Here is a 23,252-nt window from a genome sequence, read left to right as displayed (position 1 = left end):
GGAAAGAGGATGCGGATGCATCCCCTGTAAGATAAAGCGAGTGGCTTTGATAAGACAGAGTTAGCGCAGGTAGTCGCCTGCAGCTTCAGGCTGGTACTCAAGCTCGATAACTTCGAGGTGTGTTGAGGTCCCGCCTGGCAGTTCCCAGTGAATGGTATCACCAACGCGCAGCCCCAGAAGTGCAGCGCCGACAGGTGCCATTACCGAAAGCTGTGTGTTGCTGTCAGTCATAGTAGCCGGATACACCAGGGTACGCACACGGACTTCGCCATCACTCAGATTGCGGAATTTCACGCGGCTGTTCATGGTCACGACGTCGTGCGGCATGGTTTCTGGAGAACACATTTGGGCACGATCCAGCTCGGCGTTAAGGGCGTCGGCAATCGGTAAACCAGCAAACGCAGGTTGCTCCAACAGGCGGTCAATGCGTTCCGCATCGAGGTCGTTAATGATGATAGTTGGTCTGGACATTTATTACTCCATGTCGTCGATACTGCGGGTGCGCAGGTAAATAATCCCAAAAGAAAACCCTCACCGTCAGGCGGCAAGGGTTTAGCTTTTATGATGATACTGAGACTTACCCCATGTTTGAAGTGATTTAGTTCACATTCAGGTAAATCATCAACATTGTCGCATATGGTGTGATTTTAGCCGAAAAACGTGATCGTTCTCCAATTTGCATTATGCTTTTTAAGCGCTCGCTGCGGGCGCGTCAAACAACTCAGTGTTCCGCGACAGGAGATCTCATGAGCCAGTACGACAAACTTACCTTGAAAGACGGCAGCTATTTGCATTTTAAAGACTGGGGAAGTGGACAACCTATTGTGTTTAGTCACGGTTGGCCGCTGACGGCAGATGCGTTTGAAGATCAAATGCTGTTCCTTGGATCGAAAGGATTTCGTGTGATCGCCCATGACAGGCGCGGACATGGGCGTTCGGCCCAACCCTGGGATGGACATCATATGGATCAGTATGCTGACGACCTGGCTGAACTTACCGCGCATCTCAATCTTAAAGATGCCGTACATGTTGGGCACTCTACCGGCGGTGGGGAAGTGGCTCGTTATATTGGCCGGCATGGGACGCAGCGGGTGGCAAAAGCGGTGTTAATTGGCGCGGTGACGCCCATCATGATCAAGACTGACTTTAACCCAAATGGCGTGCCGAAAGAGGTATTCGATGGCATCCGTGAGGGGGTTGTGAACGATCGCGCCGCCTTTTTCTATGAGCTGACCGCTGCATTCTATGGCTACAATCGTCCTGGCGCGAAAGAGTCGAAAGCTGTACGGGAAAGTTTTGTTGAACAGGGCTTACAAGGGTCCATCAAAGCGTTGTACGACTGCATTCATGCGTTTTCGGAAACAGATCTGCGTGAAGACCTCAAAAAGATGACCATCCCGACGCTGGTGATCCACGGTGATGACGATCAGATTGTTCCGTTTGAAACCTGCGGAAAGGTCGCGGCGGAAATGCTGCCGGACTCGCAGTTAAAGGTATATGTCGGCGGCTCGCATGGCATTTGCACCACCCATAAGCAACAGATCAACGGTGACCTGCTCAACTTTATTCAGTCGTAATCGTTGGCAGATTGTTCTACGCTGATCTTCTTTTTCCAGGGGGATGAGCGAAGCATAATTTGTGCTGCGCTGACGTTAACTTCAACAGGGAACGCTATGTATTTCTATCAACCGTCACAGGGACACGGCTTACCGCATGATCCGCTAAATGCCATCATTGGACCGCGCCCGATTGGCTGGATTGCGTCGCGTGACAGCAACGGTCGGCACAATCTGGCACCATACAGTTTCTTTAACTGTTTTAACTATCATCCGCCGATTATCGGTTTCGCCAGCAGCGGCTGGAAAGACAGCGTGCAGAATATTATCGAAACCGGTGAATTTGTCTGGAACCTGACGACTCTTGAGCTGGCCAGTGCGATGAACGAAACGTCAGCCAGCTTGCCGCACGGTGAGGACGAGTTTTTTGCCGCCGGGCTTAGCAAGGCAGATAGCCGGATAGTCAACGTGCCGCGCGTGGCGCAAAGCCCGGTCAATTTTGAGTGTCGCTTATCGCAAAGCCTGCAACTGACTACCGCTGATGGCTCACCGGTTGATACCTGGCTGGTGTTGGGAGAAGTGGTAGGCATTCACATAGATGAAACGCTCCTGGAAGACGGCATCTATCAGACGGCGAAAGCGAAACCGGTACTGCGTGCAGGTGGGCCAACGGCGTATTATTCGATCAGTGAAACACATCGTTTTGATTTAGTTCGCCCGGACGCCCGTGCAAAATGCTAAGTTTACGGACCGACGCCAGCTCGCAGCGTCGGTCGCAAGTTTCAGTATCCCACTTTGTCGATAATAAACTGTTTACCGCAGCTACCCGGATGCGGTTGCGGTAAGAATGACTGGGCAGATAACGTCTGGTTGATGTTGTCGGCTTTCAGGGATAACTGGATCTCAGTGAGATACGCTGGATTGCCGTGGCAGCTTAGCTTCACAGCTTTGACGTTCTCTTTGCCCCAGCTTTTGGCAACGGCGGCGTCAAATGCGTTACGGCTGACGGTTTTGCCGTAGTTTTCCGCCAGGAATTTGCCCACCTCGCTGTCCTTAACCTCATTATTCAGCCGCACCATCGTGCCGAAGTACGCGTCGGGATCAAAACCGAAACACGCGCCATGTTTGGCATACTCGTAACGTTCCAGACAGGATCTTCCTCCAGCGCCGGGCATTACGGCGCTGAGTTTTGCCGCGCTTTCCAGCGACAGCCCGGTTTCGGGGGCCGCGCATTTACGGCTGGCGCGGGCTTCAGGCAGGTTGGGAATAGGGCGAGTCGCGCAGCCAAAACGCATCCAACGGCGATTGTCTACTCCACGGGCAGCAATGGATTTAGGCAGGCTGGGCCATAAACCGTGAACGGTCAGGAAATCAGCTTTGTCTGCGCTCTCTTTTTGCAAACGACATTCGTCAGGCTCCTGACGATTACGCTCGTGTTGGCTCTGACAAAATCCGGTTTGCCAGGAGAGAGCCAGCACATAGCTGTCAAAATCAGCGTACTGTTTTGCCTGAAGTTCATCGGCCTGAGCTGCAGAAACTGGTAGCAGGAGTGCTGCCAGCAACGAAGAATAACGCCATGTTGATGTCATGATGATTTCGGACACTTATATAAATTCTGAATATCATCTATTTAATCATAAAAAATGCCAGTCAGGTTTAGCTGACTGGCATCATTTTCATCAAGCGTGAACGGGAATGATTAGCTCCACATTGCCAGAATCGGCCAGCCGACCAGCAGAAGCATAGCGATGTAGATAACGCCGAAGATAGCACCCAGACGCCAGTAGTCTTTGGACTTCACATAACCACAGCCGTAGATGATAACGCCTGGGCCTGTTGCATATGGAGTCAGACAGCCCATGATACCGATGGACAGTACCAGCAGGATACACAGGTGTTCCATCGGCACGCCCGGGATACCTTTACCGACGGCCAGAATAACCGGCAGCATGGTGGCGGTGTGAGCGGAAAGGCTGGCAAACAGGTAGTGAGCAAAGTAGAACACCAGCACCAGAACGATCACGGTCGCGTTAGGCGAGAAGCCTTCCAGGTGCGTGCTCATAGTGTTGGCGAACCAGTCGATGAAGCCTGAACGGGTTAAACCATTCGCCATAACGACCAGCGTGGCGAGGTTAACCAGAGTGTTCCATGCGCTGTTATAACGGGTAATGTCTTTCCACGGTACAACGTGCAGCGCCAGCATCAGGGAGACAGCCAGCAGGCCCACTGCGGTTGCATCAATCAGTTTACCACCGAAGACCCACAGGCCCAGGCTGAGCAGTACCAGACCGATCAGCGTTATCTCTTTACGGGTAAGTTTACCCATGCCTTTCAGTTCATCACCGGCCCAAGCGGCAACTTCAGCACTGTGAGTAACTTCTGGTTTGTACAGAACGTATGACAGCCACGGAGCAACGATCAGCAAAATAATACCGACCGGCAGGAAGCTGAGGAACCACTGCAACCAGCTGATTTGAATACCGGCAATTTTGTTGACGAATTCCAGACCCAGCACGTTAGGCGCAGCGCCGGTCACGAACATCGAGGAACTCAGGCTGGTACTGATGACCATCATCCACATCAAATATCCACCGATACGGCGCGCGGAAGGATCGTTCGGGAATGATTTAAACAGCGGCGGCAGGTTTTTGATAACCGGGAATACGGTGCCACCGGTACGCGCAGTGTTAGATGGAGTAAACGGTGCCAGCAGAATGTCGATGATAACAATCGCATAGCCCAGCGTCAGGGTACGTTTACCCATGAATTTCACCAGGAACAGCGCGATACGACGACCCAGACCGGTGACTTCATAACCCAGTGCGAAGATAAACGCACCAAACACCAACCACACGGTGGTGCTGGAGAAGCCAGCCAGACCCCATTTCAGCGCTTGCTTACCCGCTTTAAACGCCGGGTCGGCCAGTTCTGAAGCATCAAACAGCAGATAGTTGCTGCCGATAACGCAGATCGTTACGGCGATAAAGCTGATCGCTGTTGCCGGAATTGGCTCCAGGATCATACCGACGATCATCGCCACAAACACGGCAAAGTAGTGCCAGGCCTGTGGAGGCATTCCATCAGGGACGGGGATAAGAAACATGACACCCATGACGACCAGGGGGGCCAATAACTTCCATATTTTATCTTTTGCTAAAGACATGTGTGTGATTCTCCGGAAAGGATCTTTAATTGTGATAATGATGAACTTGTGAAATCTGAGCTAAGAACCAGGTGACGATCAGCAGATCGGCGCAGCCTCCGGGACTGAGGTTGCGTTCAATGCACTGTTGGTCGAACTGGTGTAGATATTCGAGATCGGCAGGGGTACGAATCCCCCCTTGCTGCATCAGGGCGGTAGCCTGCTGCTGTAGCCAACGCAGACCTTCTGCGCCGCCACGTGAAGCCACGTTGGTGTCGCCGTTGATAGACATCAGCAGCAATAATGTGTCGAGTAACGCCAGTTCAGGGTCGCGGCCCTGAGTCAGCAGTGCGCGGTAGTGCGGCAGGGCATGCTGGATGACAAGCGGATATCCCGCTTCGGCTTCGCCCCGTGCGCCGGTTAATCCCAATTGCTGATAAAGACGTTGGCCAGCCGTGAGTTGTTGATTGTTCTGGCGCAGTTCGCGCTCGGTCAGGCCACGGCAAAATGTTGCTGCCGTAGAGCAAATGGTTTCAGCGGTAACAGTGAGTTGGAGCTGGTGCAGGCGGCCAATGGCGGCGCACAGCAGTCCCAGTGAAAAGATGCTCCCTTTATGGGTGTTCACCCCGGCGGTGGCGCGGAACATATCGGCTTCGCAGGCCATGCCCAGCGGGCGCAGTCCTTTCAATACATCTTCAGGCGACAGCTGTGCGCTAAACGCCCCATATTCAATAAAACGTGGCAGCCATGACTGAATCGCTTCAGCGCTGCGATGAAAATCTTCCAGCGCCATATCTTTATGCGCGCCGTTGTTAATACGATCTACCAGACCGGGTTTGGGCGACAGGTTGACTTCAGTCAACATGGCGCGCCACGCAAGCGTTGCGTAAGCATCAGGCAGATCCAGAGGAAGGACTGCGTTATTGGTTGATGTTGCGGGAATCGGCATCATGCAGCAGTGCCTCCATCTGAGTGAGTAAGTCGGAAAGCGCGTGGGTTTTACCCCGCGCACAGTCGGCAGCACTTTGCTCGCACAGCAGACAGCGGCGGGCAGGGAGTGCGAAATGACGCCGGGACAGAATTTCCCCTTCAGGGGTCAGGACATCGATATCCCATAGCCGTCCCAGCGGGTGTGAATGCTCAAGTTCAATTGTGGCGAGCTTGAGGTCGTGGGCCGGAGCCTCAATAGACAAAAGACCTTCTGGACCGCTGGCAGAAACCAGCGCTGTTTGCTCCCTGACAATCCAGGTGGATTGTTTCGCCAACGCGAGCAAGGCGGTTACGCCGTGATTAAAGATACGACGGGTTAATTCGCTGTCTTTAATCGGTCCCGGTGCGACGACGGTAAACGAGACCAGCGGCGCAGAGTGGCGTGTCAGCCACTCCTGTTGCCTTGCCTGTCTCTCATCGCGGCTGGCTAGCAGCTCGGGAATGGAAACCGCGTGTTGGGTGGCGTATTCAGGGAGCAGGTGCATGGTTTATTCCTTCACCTGATGCACAACGTCAATCACTGAACCATCGCGGTAACGCACAACGGCAATCACGCGGTCAGTGAATTCGATAGCGCATGGCTGACCGGTGAGCTGCTGTGCACGTTCGCGCAGCCATTCAATGGACACCACTTTCATACCGGCTTCTTTCAGACGTTCTGCCAGTTCCGGACGTGCAGGGTTGACGGCGATACCGTGGTCAGTGACCAGAATGTCAACGCTGGAGCCTGGGGTTACGCAGGTCAGCACGTTATCAACCAGGGTCGGGATGCGTCCGCGAACCAGCGGCGCGACGATGATAGACAGCGCAGCGGCAACCGCGGTATCGCAGTGACCGCCGGATGCGCCGCGCAGTACGCCGTCAGAACCGGTCAGTACGTTGACGTTGAAGCTGGTATCAACTTCCAGCGCGCTGAGCACCACGACGTCCAGACGATCGACGGATGCGCCTTTTGAGCCCCAGTTGGCATACTGGTTGGCACTGATCTCAATGTGGTTTGGATTGCGGGCCAGCGATTCTGCGGCGTTACGGTCAAAACTCTGAACGTCCAGCAGTTTGCGAATCAGGCCTTTTTCGTGCAGGTCAACGATGGTAGCGGTAATGCCGCCCAGCGCGAAGTCGGCACGGATATCGCGGCTGCGCATTTTGTCTTCCAGGAAACGCGTAACGGCCAGAGAAGCGCCGCCGGTTCCTGTCTGCAGTGAGAAGCCTTCGTTGAAGTAGCCGGAATTAGCAATGACCTCAGCCGCGCTACGGGCGATTAACAGTTCACGCGGGTTGGTGGTCATGCGGGTCGCATCGGCACCAATTTTGTCCGCATCGCCGACCTGATCGATCTGCACGATCAGATCTACCTGATCCTGCGTAATGCTGGCCGGGTTATGCGGATAGGTCAGCAGCTGTTCAGTCAGCAGGACAACCTGTTTCGCGTTTTCGGCGTCTACGCGGGCATAGCCCAGTGAGCCGCAGCACGCTTTACCGGTATAACCGTTGGCGTTGCCAAACTGGTCGCAGGACGGCACGCCGAGGAACGCCACATCAATGCTGAGCTCGCCACTTTGCACCAGGTGCACACGGCCACCGTGGGAGTGAATTTGTACCGGTTCGGCTAGCAGGCCACGTGAGATTTCTTCCGCCAGCGGGCCACGCAGACCGGAGGTATAAATGCGGCTAACCACGCCCTGACGGATGTGCTCAACCAGTGGAGCATGGCAGTCGCTCAGAGAGCTGGAGGCCAGCGTCAGATTTTTAAAGCCCATATTGGCGATGGCGTCCATCACCAGGTTAATCGTCAGATCGCCACCACGAAAAGCGTGGTGGAAAGAGATAGTCATACCATCCTGTAAACCTGAACGACGAATAGCGTCTTCCAGGTTAGTGCACAGCTTTTTGTCGCGCGGTTTTTGCGCCTGCAATTCTACTTTTGCGGTGCTCTGATAAGCGGAAAGCTCACTTTCTGCATGACGGCTCCAGGTCGCCACGCGATCCTGGCGTTGAGACTGTTCGATTTTCTGCGTCATTTTTTTGCCTTATTCTTCGCGAATGCCGGAAAGTTCTGCACGGGAGATAACCAGAAGGGCGCGCTCGATAACCGGGCTGTCGACCATTTTGCCGTTCAGGGAAACTACGCCACGACCTTCGCGAGCAGCGGCTTCAGCGGCTTCCACAACCAGACGGGCGTGAGCCAGTTCTTTGCGCGTTGGGGCGTACAGGTTGTGCAGGAGTTCGATCTGGCGCGGGTTGATGAGCGATTTGCCGTCAAAACCCAGTTGCTTGATATGTGCGGCTTCGTGCAGGAAACCCGCTTCGTTGTTGGCATCGGAATACACGGTGTCGAACGCCTGAATACCGGCAGAACGTGCAGCCTGCAAAATAGAGCAGCGGGCAAACAGCAGTTCAGTACCTTCCGGTGAGCGCTCAGTGCGCAGGTTACGTACATAGTCTTCCGCACCCAGGGCAATACCGATCAGACGTTCGGAAGCATGGGCAATTTCTACCGCGCGGGTAATGCCTAACGGCGATTCGATGGCGGCTAACAGACCGGTGCTGCCTGGCTCACGGCCACAGGCGTTTTCGATACGCAGAATTTCGCTTTCGATGTCGATGACATCCTGCGCGGTATCGGTCTTCGGTAAACGTACGATGTCAGCACCGCCACGTACCACGGCTTCAAGGTCGTTGATACCCCATTCGGAGTCGAGGGCGTTTACACGCACGATGGTTTCAACGTCGTGATACAGCGGATGCTGCAGCGCGTGGTACACCATGCGGCGAGCGGTATCTTTTTCACGCAACGCGACGGAGTCTTCCAGGTCGAACATCAGTGCATCTGCCGGGTAGATGAACGAGTTGCTGACCATGGCGGCATTGGCGCCCGGTACGAACAACATGCTGCGGCGAGTACGAGTTTTACGTTGTTGCAAAGATTCGGAAATCACTGGCAATCCTCCCATGGCAGTGCCGGAATACCGCCAGCGCGGGCCAGTAGTGCTTCCAGTCGCGCACGTAAAATGCAGTCCAGTGCGCCTTTATCATCAACATTCAATTGCACGCCGCGTACGTTGTAGCGGGACAGAACGTCCAGAATGGTGGCCCGGATGGCATCACCGAACTGCTTTTCGACGCTACTGTTAACCTGCAGGTCAATATCCTGCGAATCGAGTGGGGCGATGCGAATCATCACATCACCGGACTCGAGTGTGCCTGCGACGGCTGCCTGGTTTATTTTCATTTTTCACCTGTTGCTAATGCGGGGGTATTTTGGCGGACTGCCGCACCCGATGAGGCTCGCTCAACCATGCTTTGCAGATACTGCAGCGTGGCGTCAGGGACCAGGGATGCGATAGCCGTGAGATCTTTTTTAACCAGCAGCTTGCGCACCCAGGAGGCGGAAATCGGCATCTCCTGGAAGCACAGCCGCTCAATTTCCACCAGTTCAATCGGCGGGGCGGGAAGCGTTGGGGTCTCCAGCCAGTAACGCATGTCGTTGTTATACTGGGAGGTGACGGTGCAATACGGCTCAGTACCGACGAAGCGGTGCGTGACGCCGAGAGCCGGAGCCAGATACTGGCGGAAGATTTTCAGGTCTATTTCGGTGTAGCAGTGGTTAATAACGCTCTGTTCTTTGATGAAGTAACACGGGAACGTGGCGCGGGAAATGATGTACTCCGAACCGCGATGCACGGTTAAACGTGGAATGTCTTTTGTTCCTTTAAGCACCAGATCCAGGCGGTCTTCATACGGAAAACGTGAGGTATCTTCTTTCACCAAAAACAGATGCAGCCAGTCACATTGCGCGGCCGCCTGTTGGATCAGAAAACGGTGTCCGTTGGTGAAGGGGTTGGCGTTCATGACGATACAGCCAATTTTTTTCCCATCATGACGCTGTTTTGCCAGTGATTCGGCGTAGCGTTTCAGACGTGTGGTGCTGTTTTCCATCAATACCATAATGCCGGGAACGCTGGTGAGCGTAGAAAAACCGCACTGTTTAAACAGCGATTCGTACTCGGTTTTGGTATAGATGAAGAGGTGTGTACAATGGCGTTCATAGGCAAGGTTGATTAACTCAGTCGCCAGCGTCAGCGCTAAACCCTCGCCGCGGACAGATTCACAGATTGCGACACACTTAATAATATTCCCAGCGATACCACCGCAGGCAATCAGACGGTCGTCACGGGTGACGGTGATAAATACTTCGACGGTCGTATCTACGCTCAAATCATTCTCTTTCAGAAATTGCGCGATAGCCGCCATCTTTTTATTTTCTGAGCGTTTAACTTGCGTGAATATATTATTACCGAACATAGTGAATAGAGCCCCGATGCTATATTTGTTACTGGGTTTCTGTTTTTGTTGCTCTGTTTAGCAACCTGATAACGTTTTGTTTGCAATTGAAGGGAATGGTTTTTTATTACGGAGTATTTCTTTTTTTCCCTGCTGCATACATCGTAAGGGGTATTTTGGAGGTAATTTTTGATTTATTTCACAATAAGTTAGAAGGTTTTAATGTGTTTTATGGTTTTAAGTTTTTTAATTAATTTAACCCTAAAATAAGGTGTGGTTTTAATTTGTTTAATTGATTTAAGGTGGGGAATCTGCAACGATCTTGTTTTATACCATAACGTGTAAATAGAACATTTTAATTACAACTACAATGAGAAATTAGTTTTAGTTAACGTCGGTGAGGAAAAATGTGATGGCAGAACAGAAAAATAAAACACGGTTTCCTTTTTTCCGCAGTCTGGCGTTTCCTTTACGTATCTTTCTGCTCATTCTGGTCGTTTCTGTTTTTATCATTGCCGCCCTGGCACAATACTTCACCGCCAGCTTTGAAGATTATCTGGCAACGCATGTCCGCGATATGGCAATGAATCAGGCCAAAATCATCGCCTCTAACGACAGTATCATCACAGCGGTTAAGCATCGTGATTACAAGCGGTTGGCGACGATTGCCGACAAACTGCAGAGCGGAACTGACTTCGACTATGTGGTTATCGGGGATACCAACTCCATTCGTCTATATCATCCGAACCCGGAAAAGATTGGCTATCCGATGCAGTTCACCAAACCCGGTGCGCTGGAAAAAGGGGAGAGCTACTTTATTACCGGTAAAGGATCCATCGGGATGGCAATGCGCGCTAAAACGCCCATCTTTGATGACGATGGCAAAATCATTGGCGTAGTCTCAATTGGTTATCTGATTAGCAAAATCGATAGCTGGCGATCGGACTTCTTACTCCCGATGGCCGGTGTGTTTATCCTGCTGTTGCTGGTACTTATGCTGCTCTCCTGGTTTTTCGCTGCCCATATTCGTCGGCAGATGTTGGGGATGGAACCGAAACAAATTGCGCGTGTGGTACGTCAGCAGGAAGCGTTGTTCAGCTCGGTATATGAAGGATTGATTGCCGTGGATCCTGATGGATATATCACCGCAATAAACCGCAGTGCGAGGAAAATGCTGGGGCTGTCTTCACCTGGGAGAAAGTGGCTTGGAAAACCGGTGAGTGAGGTGGTTCAGCCAGCGGACTTTTTCACCCAACAGATTGCGGAAAAACGACAGGACGCGATGGTCAACTTTAATGGACTGAGCGTTATCGCCAACCGTGAGGCGATTCGCTCCGGTGACGAACTGCTTGGGGCAATCATCAGTTTTCGTAGTAAAGATGAAATTGCTACTCTTAATGCGCAGTTAACGCAAATCAAACAGTATGTAGAGAGCCTGAGGACGCTGCGTCATGAGCACCTGAACTGGATGTCGACCATCAATGGTCTGCTGCAAATGAAAGAGTATGACAAGGTTCTGGCCATGGTGCAGGGAGAATCCCAGGCGCAACAGCAACTGATTGACAGTCTGCGCGGCGCGTTTGCCGATCGTCAGGTAGCCGGTCTGTTGTTTGGCAAGGTGCAGCGCGCGCGGGAACTGGGTCTCACCATGACTATTGTTCCGGGTAGCCAACTGCATCAACTCCCCGAGGGGCTGGATAGCACAGAGTTTGCAGCAATTGTTGGCAATCTGCTTGATAATGCATTTGAAGCGAGTTTGCGCACCCAGCAAGGCAACAAGGTCGTCGAACTCTATTTGAGCGATGAAGGGGATGACGTGATCATCGAAGTTGCCGATCAGGGATGCGGTGTGCCGGAAGCATTGCGTGAAAAAATATTTGAACAGGGTGTGAGCACCCGTACCGATGAACCAGGTGAACATGGCATCGGTTTGTATCTTATTGCTAGTTATGTGAGGCGCTGTGACGGGGTGATTACGCTCGAAGATAACTCCCCCTGCGGCACCTTATTTTCTTTATTTCTTCCGAAAGTGAAAAAAAACAATGACGGAACCATTAACGCTATTGATCGTTGAGGATGAAACGCTACTGGCGGAAATGCATGCTGAATATATCCGCCATATACCCGGCTTCAGCCAGATTTGGCTGGCGGGTAATCTTGCGCAGGCGAGGATGATGATTGAGCGTTTTAAGCCCGGTTTGATTCTGCTCGATAACTACTTGCCGGACGGCAAGGGAATTACCTTATTGCATGAGCTAACCCAGGCGCGTTATCCGGGCGGTGTGGTGTTTACCACGGCGGCCAGCGACATGGAAACAGTCTCCGAAGCTGTGCGCAGCGGCGCGTTTGATTACCTGGTCAAACCCATTGCCTACGAGCGGCTGGGGCAGACCCTGACGCGTTATCAACAGCGGCGACGCATGTTGGCGGGTAATAATAGCGCCAGTCAAAAGCAGATAGATGAGATGTTTAATGCCTACGCGCGGGGCGAGCCGAAAGGGGATTTACCGACTGGGATTGATGCCTTAACGCTGAATGCAGTGCTGAAATTATTTGCCGATCCGACGGTACACCATACAGCAGAAACGATCGCCCAGGCGCTCACTATCAGCCGAACGACTTCCAGACGTTACCTGGAGTACTGTGCCAGCCGACATTTGATTATTGCGGAGATTATTCACGGTAAGGTGGGTAGGCCGCAGCGTATCTATCACGGCGGCTAAATGCTGATTTCTGACGTAGGCCGGATAAGATGCTTTAGCATCGACATCCGGCAACGTTGCAGTCGAAATGCCGGATGCGGCGTGAATGCCTTATCCGGCCTATATTTCTCTGAGTATCAGCCGCCAACGACGGCTGAAGAAGAACCTGGTACCATCACTTCAGTTGCGATAATCACAACCAACAACCCAACCAGAACCGGAACCGAGGTACGTTTCACCACTTCGAACGGAGAAATCTTCGCCATACCTGCAACAGCAACCACCACGCCGGAGACCGGGGAGATTGTGCGTCCAAGGTTTGACGCCTGCAGCATCGGGATAACAAGGTAAGCTGGGTTAATGCCGGAGGAATGCGCCAGCTTAGGGATCATCTCAACGAAGGCATAGAACGGAGCGTTACCGGAACCCGTAGTCATTGCCGCCAGCATAGTCAGGATCACCAGCACCATCATCAGAATAATGCTCGCCGAACCAAACGAGGTGGCGATAGAAATCAGACTCTGAATAAAGCCGATTGTGCTCAGGCCCTGGGCAAATACACCCGCAGCGACTAACAACATCACCACGTTAGCAAAGGCATCCGCCATGCCACGGTAAGCGACTTCCAGACCAGAGAAAACCTTTTGGGTGTTGAACCCACGTACGAACTCCAGAATAGCCGCGATGAGCATGCACAGAACCAGAATCGTAATGATATGCAGCTGTGGACCCCATTTACCATCAAAAATCAGGACGCCAACAATCGGGGTAAACGGCAGAATGGCGTAAAATGACGGAGCAGTCGTGGTGATTTCAGCCACATCTAACATTTCATGAGAAATGTTCTCTTTTTTATCCAGAAAACGCTGCCAGAAAAAGTGGGCAATCGCCATAGCAATGATGGCGGCAATGGAAATTGGCAGCGTGGTTTTAAAGGCGAAATCGATCAGCGGCATTTCCGCAGCTTTTGCCGCCAGCACCACATCACCGGATGTTGGTGAAAGAATAATTGCAGCAGGGGAGGCACAAATGGCCGCTGCGGCGCCACGGCTGATCCCAACGTTAACCATGACCGGGAACAGTGTTGCCATCAGCAATACGCCCAGACCGGTTGCTGACGAAACCGCCAGTGACATCAGGCAGGCGACAAAATAGGCGGCAATCATTAGCAGATAAGGTGAGTTGATGTATTGCAGAGGCTTGGAGGCCAGCTTAACGACCATATCGTTCGCGCCAATGTGGGTCATATAAGCGGCAAAACCACACAGCATCATGATCATCATGCCGAGATCGCCACCACGGCTCATCAGCAAAATTTTAATATATTCAACAATGTCTGTTGCCGTATAGCCCGTTGATGCCGCGCTGGACGGCAAAACTTTATGCCCCATCAGCGCACTGATAATCAGCAAAACCAGACCACCAACAAACAGTACGCCTGTCGCGGAATAACCTTTAATGATGTAGCGCGCTACACCCACAATAACCACAACCCCAATAAGGAGTTCAATAAATGTCAACATCGTTTCCCCTGTCGCATTGCTGCCCAGAAAGTAAAAAAACTAAAAAAAGTAAAAAGTGGTGACAGAATGTGCCTAATAAACCGATAACTCTTGCTGATTAAAATCAATAAAAATACGGATTCAAGCGATGGTTAAGCCGTTTTTTCAGCATCGCGGTTTAAAAAAGAATCTCACAATAAGAAACTGTGAAGCGCAGCGCTGATGTGTGTGTTTTGTGGCGATGATGAATATTAATTGTTAATTTATTGTGATGATATTTAACTTTTTTCGCAGGAAAGAACAATTTATTGGCAATAAAGAGAAAATAGTTCCTATTAGATGGCTCAATAAACTCATGGATAATTATCTTAAAAATTATAGGCTGAGGATTATTCTGATTTTTTAGCTGCGCATTTTTGTTAAGCTAACATTAAGGTTGGGTTTGCTACAATTAATAATAAATCCCAGGATGGTAATTAAGTTGTGATTGTCGCTAAACGATATTTTCTCATTTTTTCATTTCTTTTTATTCAGTTAGCTTTCATTCCCCAGGGCGCTGCTGAAGATAAAGGCTGGTTCGCTACTTTTAAAGACAACGTCAGTGAAACCTGGCAGCAGCCAGAACATTATGATCTGTACGTGCCGGCTATTACCTGGCATGCACGCTTTGCCTACGATAAAGAAAAAACGGATCGCTACAATGAACGTCCATGGGGGGCGGGCTTTGGTCAATCCCGTTGGGATGATAAAGGTAACTGGCACGGGCTTTATATAATGGCCTTTAAGGATTCCTACAATAAATGGGAACCCATTGGTGGTTATGGCTGGGAAAAAACCTGGCGACCGCTGGCAGATGAAAATTTTCATACAGGTCTCGGTTTTACCGCCGGTTTTACCGCGCGCGATAACTGGAACTACATTCCGGTACCCGTGCTGTTACCGCTGGCATCGATAGGGTATGGTCCGGCAACGTTCCAGATGACCTACATTCCGGGAACGTACAACAACGGTAACGTCTACTTTGCATGGATGCGTTTCCAGTTTTGATGGACTACCTGTATTGTCAGGTGGATTATTAAAAAGTCTTTTAAAAACAGTGTTATATTAACTTTAACTGAAAAATAACGCGACATTTATCACTTTTTGATAAAGTTCGACTGGACAAAGTCCACCACAATTGTTGTACTGATACCCGACACAGCATTTGTGTCTATTTTTCATGTAAAGGTAATTTTGATGTCTAAGATTAAAGGTAACGTTAAGTGGTTTAATGAGTCCAAAGGATTCGGTTTCATTACTCCGGAAGATGGCAGCAAAGACGTGTTCGTACACTTCTCTGCAATCCAGACCAATGGTTTTAAAACTCTGGCTGAAGGTCAGCGTGTAGAGTTCGAAATCACTAACGGTGCCAAAGGCCCTTCTGCTGCAAACGTAATCGCTCTGTAAGCATACGACAGCAAGCATTCAAAACCCGCTTAATTGCGGGTTTTTTTCGCTTCAGTGCGCGGGAGAGGCCGAAACCAGCCAGAATGCCAGGGCGGTCATCGCAAATGATCCCAACAGATTAACCAGTACATTCACCATAGCCCAACCAAAACGTCCTTCCTGTAGCAAAAACACCACCTCAGCTGAGAAAGTGGAAAACGTTGTTAGTCCCCCGCAAAAGCCAGTGGTAATCAGCACCTTCCACATTGGATCAATGTTAGTCATGCGATTAAACCACGCCAGACCCATACCAATGATAAATGCGCCAAGTAAGTTTGCAGCCAGCGTACCGAATGGGATGGCCTGATGTAGCGGGTTAAACCTCATGCTCAACATCCATCTTGCTACACTACCTGTACCACCACCGATAAAAACCGCTAAAAGGAGTTGTAACACTGCATAATCCTGCTATTTGATTGTATATAGGATGAGTGTAACGCTGAATAATCGTGGTTGGCGAGCCTAACAACGTTTTCTGGAGGGAATATGTTCGTTGCAGCAGGGCAATTTGCCGTGGGACCTTCATGGGAAAAAAATGCAGAAACCTGCGTCTTTTTGATGTCACAGGCTGCAGGAGAGGGGGCGTCGCTGTTGGTATTACCGGAGGCGCTTCTGGCCCGTGACGATCTGGACCCAGACCTGTCAGTGAAATCAGCTCAACTGCTGGAGGGCGGATTTTTGACGCGCTTGCTGCGAGAAAGCGCGCAAAACGAGATGACGACAATCCTGACGATTCATGTTCCTTCTGTGCCAGGCCGGGCGTTTAACATGCTGGTGGCGCTACGGGCAGGTCAGGTCGTGGCCCATTACGCTAAATTACATCTCTATGATGCCTTTTCGATTCAGGAGTCACGAAATGTGGATGCAGGGGACGCCATAGCGCCGCTGCTGGACGTAGACGGGTTAAAAGTAGGGTTAATGACCTGTTATGATCTGCGCTTTCCTGAGTTGGCGCTGGCGCACGCATTGCAGGGAGCGGAAATTCTTGTCTTACCCGCAGCCTGGGTTCGGGGATCGCTTAAAGAGCATCACTGGGCTACGCTTTTGGCGGCAAGAGCGTTAGATGCGACGTGTTACTTGATTGCGGCGGGAGAGTGCGGTAACAAGAATATCGGCCAAAGCAGGGTCATCGACCCCCTTGGTGTGACCATTGCTGCTGCGGCAGAAACGCCCGCGCTAATTATGGCCGAGGTTTCCGCCGAGCGGGTGAGGCAGGTTAGGGCACAACTCCCGGTGTTAAGTAACCGACGCTTTGCGCCACCGCAATTATTATGACGTTTTTTTAAACAAGGCTTGATTCACCTTGTTACAGATTGCTATTGTGTGCGCGCGTCGAAAGGCCGTTAATATTCTCAGGTTAATATGGCGCTTTATGCAGCCTGGTTTAAGTCAAGAAGGTATCTATGGGTGAGATTAGTATTACCAAACTGCTGGTGGTTGCCGCACTGGTTGTTCTGCTGTTTGGTACCAAGAAGTTACGTACACTGGGTGGAGACCTGGGAACGGCAATCAAAGGCTTCAAGAAAGCAATGAACGACGATAATGCCGATGCTAAGAAAGATGCTGATGGTAGCGTTCAGGCTGAGAAGCTTTCTCATAAAGAGTAATGTCAGGAGCATGATGCTCTTACTGCATACTCTGCATGAAAAAAAACCGGCAATTTGCCGGTTTTTTTATTGCTGATATGTAAGTGAGTATTACACGATTACTTCACTTCCAGCCCTTTGGCCTGCATGTCAGCATGGTATGAAGAGCGAACGAATGGACCGCAGGCTGCATGGGTAAAGCCCATTGCCATAGCTTCGGCTTTCATCTCATCGAACTCATCCGGGCTCACATAGCGTTGAACCGGCAGGTGATGGCGGCTTGGCTGTAAATACTGCCCCAGCGTCAACATGGTTACACCATGACTGCGCAGGTCACGCATGACCTCAATGATTTCCGCATTGGTTTCGCCCAGACCGACCATCAGACCTGATTTGGTCGGAATCTCCGGGTGCGCTTCCTTGAAACGTTCCAGAAGCTTCAGTGACCAGTTGTAGTCAGCACCTGGACGAACATTGCGATAAATACGTGGTACGTTTTCGAGGTTGTGGTTAAACACATCCGGCGGGGTGGCTGTGAGGATATCCAGCGCACGATCCATACGACCACGGAAGTCAGGCACCAGCGTTTCGATTTTAATCGACGGGCTTTTCTCACGAATAGCGGTGATGCAGTCAGCAAAGTGCTGAGCACCGCCGTCACGCAGATCGTCGCGGTCAACGGAGGTAATGACGACATACCGCAGCGCCATGTCAGCAATCGTCTGAGCAAGTTTTAACGGCTCGTTAGCATCAGGAGCAACCGGACGGCCATGGGCAACGTCACAGAATGGGCAACGGCGGGTACAGATTGCGCCGAGGATCATAAAGGTTGCAGTTCCGTGATTGAAACATTCAGCCAGGTTAGGGCAGGAAGCTTCTTCGCAGACAGAGTGCAGGCCATTTTTGCGCATTGCCGCTTTGATGCCCTGGATGCGAGTGGAGTCCGCTGGCAGTTTTATTTTCATCCATTCCGGTTTACGCAGCAGGGCTTCACGCTCTGTTGCCACATTTTTTACCGGGATAAGAGCCATCTTATCGGCATCGCGGTATTTAACACCGCGTTCCATCACAATGGGTTTACTCATAGCTTGCGTGTTCCAGTTGCGAATTACGAAGGAAAGCGTTTCAATTCAAGGGAATGTTGCATTTATCAACTATTTTTGAATTAGTGATACGCAGTATATCATTGAAACGGGCCAGAAAGCAGCCTGACAGGCTGGCAAAATGTAAAATAGTTGTTGTTTTGTGCCATTTGCCACAACATATGCCGTGGCAAAGTATGCGCGTATTTTCAGTCCGCGATGTACTCGTGCGGTGGGTTACCCAACAGCGCCAGAATGTTGGCCAGCAGCCTTGGGCGAATGCTCTCGGTCGTGGCTGTGCTATCCCACTGCGATACCTTCGCCATTTCCATTCCGGCATAACCACAAGGATTGATACGCAGGAAAGGCGACAAGTCCATATCCACATTGAGCGCTAAGCCGTGAAATGAACAACCTTTACGAATACGTAACCCCAAAGAGCAGATTTTCTTCTCTCCAACGTATACGCCTGGTGCATCGGCTCGCGGGTGGGCGTCAATACCGATTTCCGCAAGGGTATTCACAACGGTTTGCTCCAGCAGCGTAACCAGTTCGCGAACGCCAAGTTTACGACGCTTCAGGTTCAACAGCACATACATGACCTGCTGGCCCGGCCCGTGATAAGTCACCTGACCGCCACGATCGCTCTGGATCACCGGAATATCTCCTGGCATCAGTACGTGCTCTGCTTTACCTGCCTGACCCTGGGTAAAAACAGGATAATGCTCTACCAGCCAGATTTCGTCATAACTGTTTTCATCGCGGGTATCGGTGAATTCGTGCATGGCCAGAGAAACTGGCTCGTAAGGTTGAAGACCGAGCTGGCGGACAAGAATTTTATCCTGATACAAAACGGCATCTCCGAAGATACTCACATAGAGTAGAGAATATAAAAGAGGGGGAAAAGTATATCACAGGAGGGAGGGGTTACCCGAGCGTGGATGCAGCGGGTAACCAACAGGTTTTTACAGTACCATGCGTACGATATCGATATTGCCTAATTCTTCGTACAGCGTTTCAACCTGCTCAATGTGTGTAGCAGTAATAGTGATTGAGACCGAGTGGTAGTTGCCTTTGCTGCTCGGTTTTACCGTCGGAGAGTAATCACCTGGCGCATGGCGCTGTACCACTTCAACCACCTGATCAACCAGCTCAGGCAACGCCTGCCCCATTACTTTGTAAGTAAATGGAGTAGGGAATTCAAGCAGTTCGTTAAGTTTGGTTTTCATGTCAGCTCCGGCGTTACATCAATAAATAATAACTCCCACAGCGCGTGGGAGTTATCTGGATACCTAGTATATGGGGACGTAAATCACACTTTCAAGTGTTCGATTTTTAGCCAAACCAGTGATGGAACATTAATTTAATGTAATCAATGATTTTCCCAAAGAAGTTGCCTTCAGGGATTTCCTGCAGGACTACCAGCGGGCGCTGCTCAATGGTTTTGCCATCCAGCTGGAAGTTGATGGTGCCGACAACCTGGTTTTTCTGCAGCGGTGCGTGCAGTTCTGTGGTGTTCAGCACATAGCTTGCTTTCAGATCTTTCATGCGGCCGCGCGGAATAGTCAGGTAGACATCTTTATCTACGCCTAACGATGCACGATCGGTATTACCAAACCAGGCGGGCTCTGAAGCAAACTCTTTACCGACTTTCAGTGGGTTCACGGTTTCAAAGAAACGGAAGCCCCAGGTCAGCAGTTTTTTACTTTCGGTTTCACGACCTTTATAGGTGCGGCCACCCATGACGGCGGAGATCAGACGCATCTGACCTTCGGTTGCGGATGCAACGAGGTTATAGCCAGCCTTGTCGGTATGACCGGTTTTGATACCGTCGACATTCAGGCTGTTATCCCACAGCAGGCCGTTACGGTTTAACTGACGGATGCCGTTAAACGTGAACTCTTTTTCTTTATAGATAGAGTATTCGTTAGGCACGTCGCGAATCAGCGCCTGACCAATCATCGCCATGTCGCGAGCCGAGCTGTACTGACCGTCAGCATCGAGACCATGAACGGTCTGGAAGTGGGTGTTTTTCAGGCCCAGCGCGTTCACATAGCTGTTCATCAGACCGACGAAAGCATCCTGGCTACCGGCTGCGAAGTCCGCCATTGCCACGCACGCGTCATTCCCGGATTGCAGGTTGATACCACGGATAAGCTGAGAAACAGGAACCTGCATTCCTGGCTTCAGGAACATCAACGATGAACCTTTAAAGACCGGGTTACCTGTAGCCCATGCGTCATTGCCGACGGTGACCAGATCGGTTTCTTTGAATTTCCCGGCTTTCATCGCCTGGCCGATGACGTAGCTGGTCATCATTTTGGTCAGACTGGCGGGGTCGCGGCGAGTGTCAGCGTTCTGTTCTGCCAGAACTTTGCCTGAATTGTAATCAATCAGGATATATGACTCCGCATCGATCTGCGGAACACCCGGGATCATGGTTTTAATATTCAGGTCATCGGCATGGGCAGCAGAGAGAGAAGCTGCGCAGAGAGCCGCGGTGAGCGCCATACGCTGCACGAAACGAGCGGAAAAAGTGGTCTTCATGGTCTGAACTACGACGTCCGTGATGAAATTAAAAAAAGTGCCCTACTATAGCAAATGCAAAACGGGCAGGCATCTGACTTTCCGCGTGACTTTGTTAATGTCATTTACAGAAACTGACAGTTCAGATACCTGATTTACGTTATTACACGCCGGTGATGAAGGACTGTAATTGCGCCTCGGCTTGAAGACGCTGCTGCAATGTGGAGGCTTCAGCTTTGCTGGCGAACGGCCCCATCTGGATACGCCAGACTGCGCCGTTTTGTACCACCCGACCTGGGACGCCAAATTGCTGGCTTAAACGTTTTTGATACTGCTGCGCACGCGACTGCTCGCTGACTGCGCCAACCTGAACCACGTAGCGTCCGTTGGCTACTGCCGCTGGCGCAGGTGCAGCGACGGCGGCTGGTGTTGCTGCCGGTGCGGTTGGCGTTACCGGTGCGGTGGTGGTCGGTTGCGGAGCTGGAGTCGGCTCGCTACCTTCCAGCACGCCTGCAGCGAGCGTGGTCGGCGCACCGAGGAATCCACTGCTGTTCACTGGCGCACCGGTTGTATCATCGCTTTTCAACGTGGAATTGCTGATCGGACGAATATCGCCTTGCGGCTGACCCACATCCGATGGCGCAGGCATGCTGCCCATACTGCCACCGCCGCTTAAATCAGGACGCGCGGGCAGGGCATAGGTTTGTTTCGCTACCGTGGTACAAGCCATTCCCGGCCCGGACAAGGAACCATCTTGGGCGACGATGATCGGGTCGATACGCACTTTGGTATTGTTGGAGGTATTCAGACGGTCGGCTGCTGCACGTGAAAGTGAAATCACGCGATCGTTGCCATAAGGGCCGCGATCGTTAATGCGCACGACAATCATCCTGCCATTTGCCAGGTTAGTTATTCTGGCATAGCTTGGGACTGGCAGCGTCGGATGCGCTGCGGTTAACTGCATCGGGTCGAACGCTTCACCAGACGCGGTTAAGTTGCTTCCGGGTTCCGCATCATAGATAGCGGCAAGCCCTGCCTGGCTAAAGCGGGAAGGGTCCTGGACGATTTTGTAGCTCTTACCATCACGCTGATAGTCCTGATTCGCCGTTGGGTTCAGGGGTTCAAAGCGCGGATCGGCCCCGCTGATTTCAACAATCGGACCATTACACACCGCAGGCTGCGGCGCGACAGCACCCTGTTGCTGACCATCATCACTCGAACACGCCGCGAGCATTCCTGCTGCGATGCAGATACCAAGCCACTGCTTACGCATTGCGTACCCCTTACACGCTTTTCGACAACATTTTTCTATGGGTATGGATCGACATAACAATCCCGAACCCAGCCATCAGCACGATAAGTGCCGAGCCTCCGTAACTAACCAGTGGGAGAGGAACGCCAACCACGGGCAGAATACCGCTCACCATACCAATATTTACGAAGACATAAACGAATAATATCAACATTAAACCACCCGCCATGACGCGACCAAAGGTGGTTTGCGCGTGGGCAGCGATCCATAACCCGCGCATAATCAGCAAAATGTACAGCGCCAGCAGAATTAAGATCCCTACCAGACCCAGTTCTTCCGCTAATACCGCGAAGATAAAATCTGTATGACGTTCGGGTAAAAACTCAAGCTGTGACTGCGTACCGTGTAGCCAGCCCTTACCACGTAGACCGCCGGAGCCAATAGCAATTTTAGACTGAATGATGTGATAACCCGCACCCAGCGGATCGGTTTCCGGATCGAGTAACATCATGACGCGCTGACGTTGATAATCATGCATCAGGAAGAACCACAGTATCGGGATAAACGCCGCAACCAGGACTACCGCAACACCGATTAAACGCCAGCTCAAACCAGAAAGGAACAGAACAAACAGACCGGAAAGAGCGACCAGTATTGAAGTTCCGAGGTCTGGCTGGGCGGCCACCAGCAGGGTGGGCATAAATATCAACACCAACGCAATAGCGGTATTTTTTAGCGATGGCGGGCAAACATCACGGTTGATGAAGCGCGCGACCATCAGCGGCACGGCAATTTTGGCGATTTCGGAAGGCTGAAAACGCACAATCCCCAAATCCAGCCAGCGCTGCGCGCCTTTGGAGATAGCGCCGAAGGCATCTACTGCCACCAACAAAATGATGCAAAAGATGTAGAGATAGGGAGCCCAGCCTTCATAAACTCGGGGCGGGATTTGCGCCATCACCACCATGATGACCAGGCCCATCGCGATCTGACCGACCTTGCGCTCCATCATGCCAATATCCTGGCCGCTGGCGCTCCAGATGACCAGTGAGCTGTAAACCAGCAGCGCCAGCAAAATAAGCAACATCGTGGGATCGATGTGGATTTTGTCCCAGAATGTTTTTTTGTTCGGATTATCCGTCACG

General features: G+C 51.4%; 25 protein-coding genes. 8 read left to right on the top strand and 17 right to left on the bottom strand.

The genetic code is table 11. The features are described 5' to 3' along the window. Positions 1-60 precede the first annotated feature (60 nt). Positions 61-471 carry a nucleoside diphosphate kinase regulator gene (gene rnk / locus OGX96_RS12860; protein ID WP_003831264.1) on the bottom strand — a complete coding sequence of 137 codons (411 nt, stop codon included), beginning with the start codon at positions 469-471 and terminating at the stop codon, positions 61-63. A gap of 275 nt (positions 472-746) precedes the next feature. On the opposite strand from rnk, the gene OGX96_RS12855 reads away from it, so the two are divergent. Beyond that, positions 747-1,577 (top strand): alpha/beta fold hydrolase, encoded by an 831-nt coding sequence (locus OGX96_RS12855; protein ID WP_048235896.1) that lies wholly within the window; start codon positions 747-749, stop codon positions 1,575-1,577. Positions 1,578-1,673: 96 nt separating this feature from the next. Continuing rightward, positions 1,674-2,297, top strand: coding sequence for a flavin reductase family protein (locus tag OGX96_RS12850; RefSeq protein ID WP_167820332.1), 624 nt, complete (start codon positions 1,674-1,676; stop codon positions 2,295-2,297). Between the two features lie 41 nt (positions 2,298-2,338). Here OGX96_RS12850 and rna read toward each other — a convergent pair whose 3' ends face one another. The 8 genes from rna to citC form a co-directional block, all read right to left on the bottom strand. Continuing rightward, positions 2,339-3,145, bottom strand: a complete 807-nt coding sequence (gene rna / locus OGX96_RS12845; RefSeq protein ID WP_048236469.1) for a ribonuclease I — start codon at positions 3,143-3,145, stop codon at positions 2,339-2,341. Positions 3,146-3,255: 110 nt separating this feature from the next. Then, positions 3,256-4,719 carry a citrate/succinate antiporter CitT gene (gene citT, locus OGX96_RS12840; RefSeq protein ID WP_003831271.1) on the bottom strand — a complete coding sequence of 488 codons (1,464 nt, stop codon included), beginning with the start codon at positions 4,717-4,719 and terminating at the stop codon, positions 3,256-3,258. Between the two features lie 25 nt (positions 4,720-4,744). Further along, complete coding sequence (gene citG / locus OGX96_RS12835; RefSeq protein ID WP_003831272.1) at positions 4,745-5,650, bottom strand: triphosphoribosyl-dephospho-CoA synthase CitG; 906 nt, start codon at positions 5,648-5,650, stop codon at positions 4,745-4,747. After that, on the bottom strand, positions 5,619-6,173 hold the full coding sequence (gene citX, locus OGX96_RS12830) for a citrate lyase holo-[acyl-carrier protein] synthase (RefSeq protein WP_003831273.1): 555 nt from the start codon (positions 6,171-6,173) through the stop codon (positions 5,619-5,621). The genes citG and citX overlap by 32 nt, the downstream gene beginning before the upstream one ends. Positions 6,174-6,176: 3 nt before the next feature. Beyond that, on the bottom strand, positions 6,177-7,709 hold the full coding sequence (gene citF, locus OGX96_RS12825) for a citrate lyase subunit alpha (RefSeq protein WP_060682585.1): 1,533 nt from the start codon (positions 7,707-7,709) through the stop codon (positions 6,177-6,179). Positions 7,710-7,718: 9 nt separating this feature from the next. Continuing rightward, positions 7,719-8,627 (bottom strand): aldolase/citrate lyase family protein, encoded by a 909-nt coding sequence (locus OGX96_RS12820; RefSeq protein WP_003831275.1) that lies wholly within the window; start codon positions 8,625-8,627, stop codon positions 7,719-7,721. Then, on the bottom strand, positions 8,624-8,920 hold the full coding sequence (gene citD / locus OGX96_RS12815; protein WP_003831276.1) for a citrate lyase acyl carrier protein: 297 nt from the start codon (positions 8,918-8,920) through the stop codon (positions 8,624-8,626). Before citD ends, OGX96_RS12820 begins: the two co-directional genes overlap by 4 nt. Continuing rightward, entirely contained in the window at positions 8,917-9,993 is a 1,077-nt protein-coding gene (gene citC, locus OGX96_RS12810) for a [citrate (pro-3S)-lyase] ligase (protein ID WP_003831277.1), read from the bottom strand. The genes citD and citC overlap by 4 nt, the downstream gene beginning before the upstream one ends. 391 nt (positions 9,994-10,384) lie before the next feature. Here citC and dpiB point away from each other — a divergent pair, with 391 nt between their 5' ends. Together dpiB and dpiA are read left to right on the top strand one after the other, a co-directional pair. Then, positions 10,385-12,046, top strand: coding sequence for a sensor histidine kinase DpiB (dpiB, locus tag OGX96_RS12805; protein ID WP_008784080.1), 1,662 nt, complete (start codon positions 10,385-10,387; stop codon positions 12,044-12,046). Beyond that, positions 12,015-12,695 carry a two-component response regulator DpiA gene (dpiA, locus tag OGX96_RS12800; protein ID WP_286583220.1) on the top strand — a complete coding sequence of 227 codons (681 nt, stop codon included), beginning with the start codon at positions 12,015-12,017 and terminating at the stop codon, positions 12,693-12,695. Before dpiB ends, dpiA begins: the two co-directional genes overlap by 32 nt. A gap of 116 nt (positions 12,696-12,811) precedes the next feature. Here the strand turns inward: dpiA and dcuC are convergent, their stop codons facing one another. Then, a complete protein-coding gene (dcuC, locus tag OGX96_RS12795) occupies positions 12,812-14,197 on the bottom strand; it encodes an anaerobic C4-dicarboxylate transporter DcuC (protein ID WP_003022136.1) in 1,386 nt (461 codons plus the stop codon). 462 nt (positions 14,198-14,659) lie between these two features. Between dcuC and pagP the strand changes: the two genes are divergently transcribed. Then, positions 14,660-15,223: a lipid IV(A) palmitoyltransferase PagP gene (gene pagP / locus OGX96_RS12790; protein WP_003831280.1), complete on the top strand. Its 564-nt coding sequence runs from the start codon at positions 14,660-14,662 to the stop codon at positions 15,221-15,223. Between the two features lie 189 nt (positions 15,224-15,412). Next, positions 15,413-15,622 carry a transcription antiterminator/RNA stability regulator CspE gene (gene cspE, locus OGX96_RS12785; RefSeq protein ID WP_000034825.1) on the top strand — a complete coding sequence of 70 codons (210 nt, stop codon included), beginning with the start codon at positions 15,413-15,415 and terminating at the stop codon, positions 15,620-15,622. Positions 15,623-15,673: 51 nt separating this feature from the next. On the opposite strand, the gene crcB is transcribed toward cspE, so the two are convergent. Next, a complete protein-coding gene (gene crcB / locus OGX96_RS12780; protein WP_003831281.1) occupies positions 15,674-16,057 on the bottom strand; it encodes a fluoride efflux transporter CrcB in 384 nt (127 codons plus the stop codon). Between the two features lie 90 nt (positions 16,058-16,147). Here crcB and OGX96_RS12775 point away from each other — a divergent pair, with 90 nt between their 5' ends. Both OGX96_RS12775 and tatE read left to right on the top strand, forming a co-directional pair. After that, positions 16,148-16,936 (top strand): deaminated glutathione amidase, encoded by a 789-nt coding sequence (locus OGX96_RS12775; RefSeq protein WP_060682583.1) that lies wholly within the window; start codon positions 16,148-16,150, stop codon positions 16,934-16,936. A gap of 128 nt (positions 16,937-17,064) precedes the next feature. After that, entirely contained in the window at positions 17,065-17,268 is a 204-nt protein-coding gene (gene tatE, locus OGX96_RS12770; RefSeq protein ID WP_003022699.1) for a twin-arginine translocase subunit TatE, read from the top strand. 98 nt (positions 17,269-17,366) lie between these two features. Here the strand turns inward: tatE and lipA are convergent, their stop codons facing one another. The 6 genes from lipA to mrdB all read right to left on the bottom strand — a co-directional run bounded on the left by lipA (position 17,367) and on the right by mrdB (position 23,251). Further along, on the bottom strand, positions 17,367-18,332 hold the full coding sequence (gene lipA, locus OGX96_RS12765) for a lipoyl synthase (RefSeq protein WP_003022702.1): 966 nt from the start codon (positions 18,330-18,332) through the stop codon (positions 17,367-17,369). Between the two features lie 206 nt (positions 18,333-18,538). Next, on the bottom strand, positions 18,539-19,180 hold the full coding sequence (gene lipB / locus OGX96_RS12760; protein WP_003831286.1) for a lipoyl(octanoyl) transferase LipB: 642 nt from the start codon (positions 19,178-19,180) through the stop codon (positions 18,539-18,541). A 114-nt stretch (positions 19,181-19,294) separates the two neighbouring features. Next, complete coding sequence (gene ybeD / locus OGX96_RS12755) at positions 19,295-19,558, bottom strand: DUF493 family protein YbeD (RefSeq protein ID WP_003022706.1); 264 nt, start codon at positions 19,556-19,558, stop codon at positions 19,295-19,297. Between the two features lie 106 nt (positions 19,559-19,664). Further along, positions 19,665-20,876 carry a D-alanyl-D-alanine carboxypeptidase DacA gene (gene dacA, locus OGX96_RS12750; protein ID WP_003022711.1) on the bottom strand — a complete coding sequence of 404 codons (1,212 nt, stop codon included), beginning with the start codon at positions 20,874-20,876 and terminating at the stop codon, positions 19,665-19,667. 142 nt (positions 20,877-21,018) lie between these two features. Further along, positions 21,019-22,128, bottom strand: a complete 1,110-nt coding sequence (rlpA, locus tag OGX96_RS12745) for an endolytic peptidoglycan transglycosylase RlpA (RefSeq protein ID WP_057067704.1) — start codon at positions 22,126-22,128, stop codon at positions 21,019-21,021. Positions 22,129-22,138: 10 nt separating this feature from the next. Then, entirely contained in the window at positions 22,139-23,251 is a 1,113-nt protein-coding gene (mrdB, locus tag OGX96_RS12740) for a peptidoglycan glycosyltransferase MrdB (RefSeq protein WP_003022718.1), read from the bottom strand. Between the last annotated feature and the right edge of the window lies 1 nt (position 23,252).

Source organism: Citrobacter sp. Cpo100, from assembly GCF_030332595.1.
GTDB classification, from domain to species: Bacteria; Pseudomonadota; Gammaproteobacteria; order Enterobacterales; family Enterobacteriaceae; genus Citrobacter; species Citrobacter portucalensis.
Note: the sequence above shows the minus strand (reverse complement) of the source record. Positions and strands in the feature narration are given on the sequence as shown.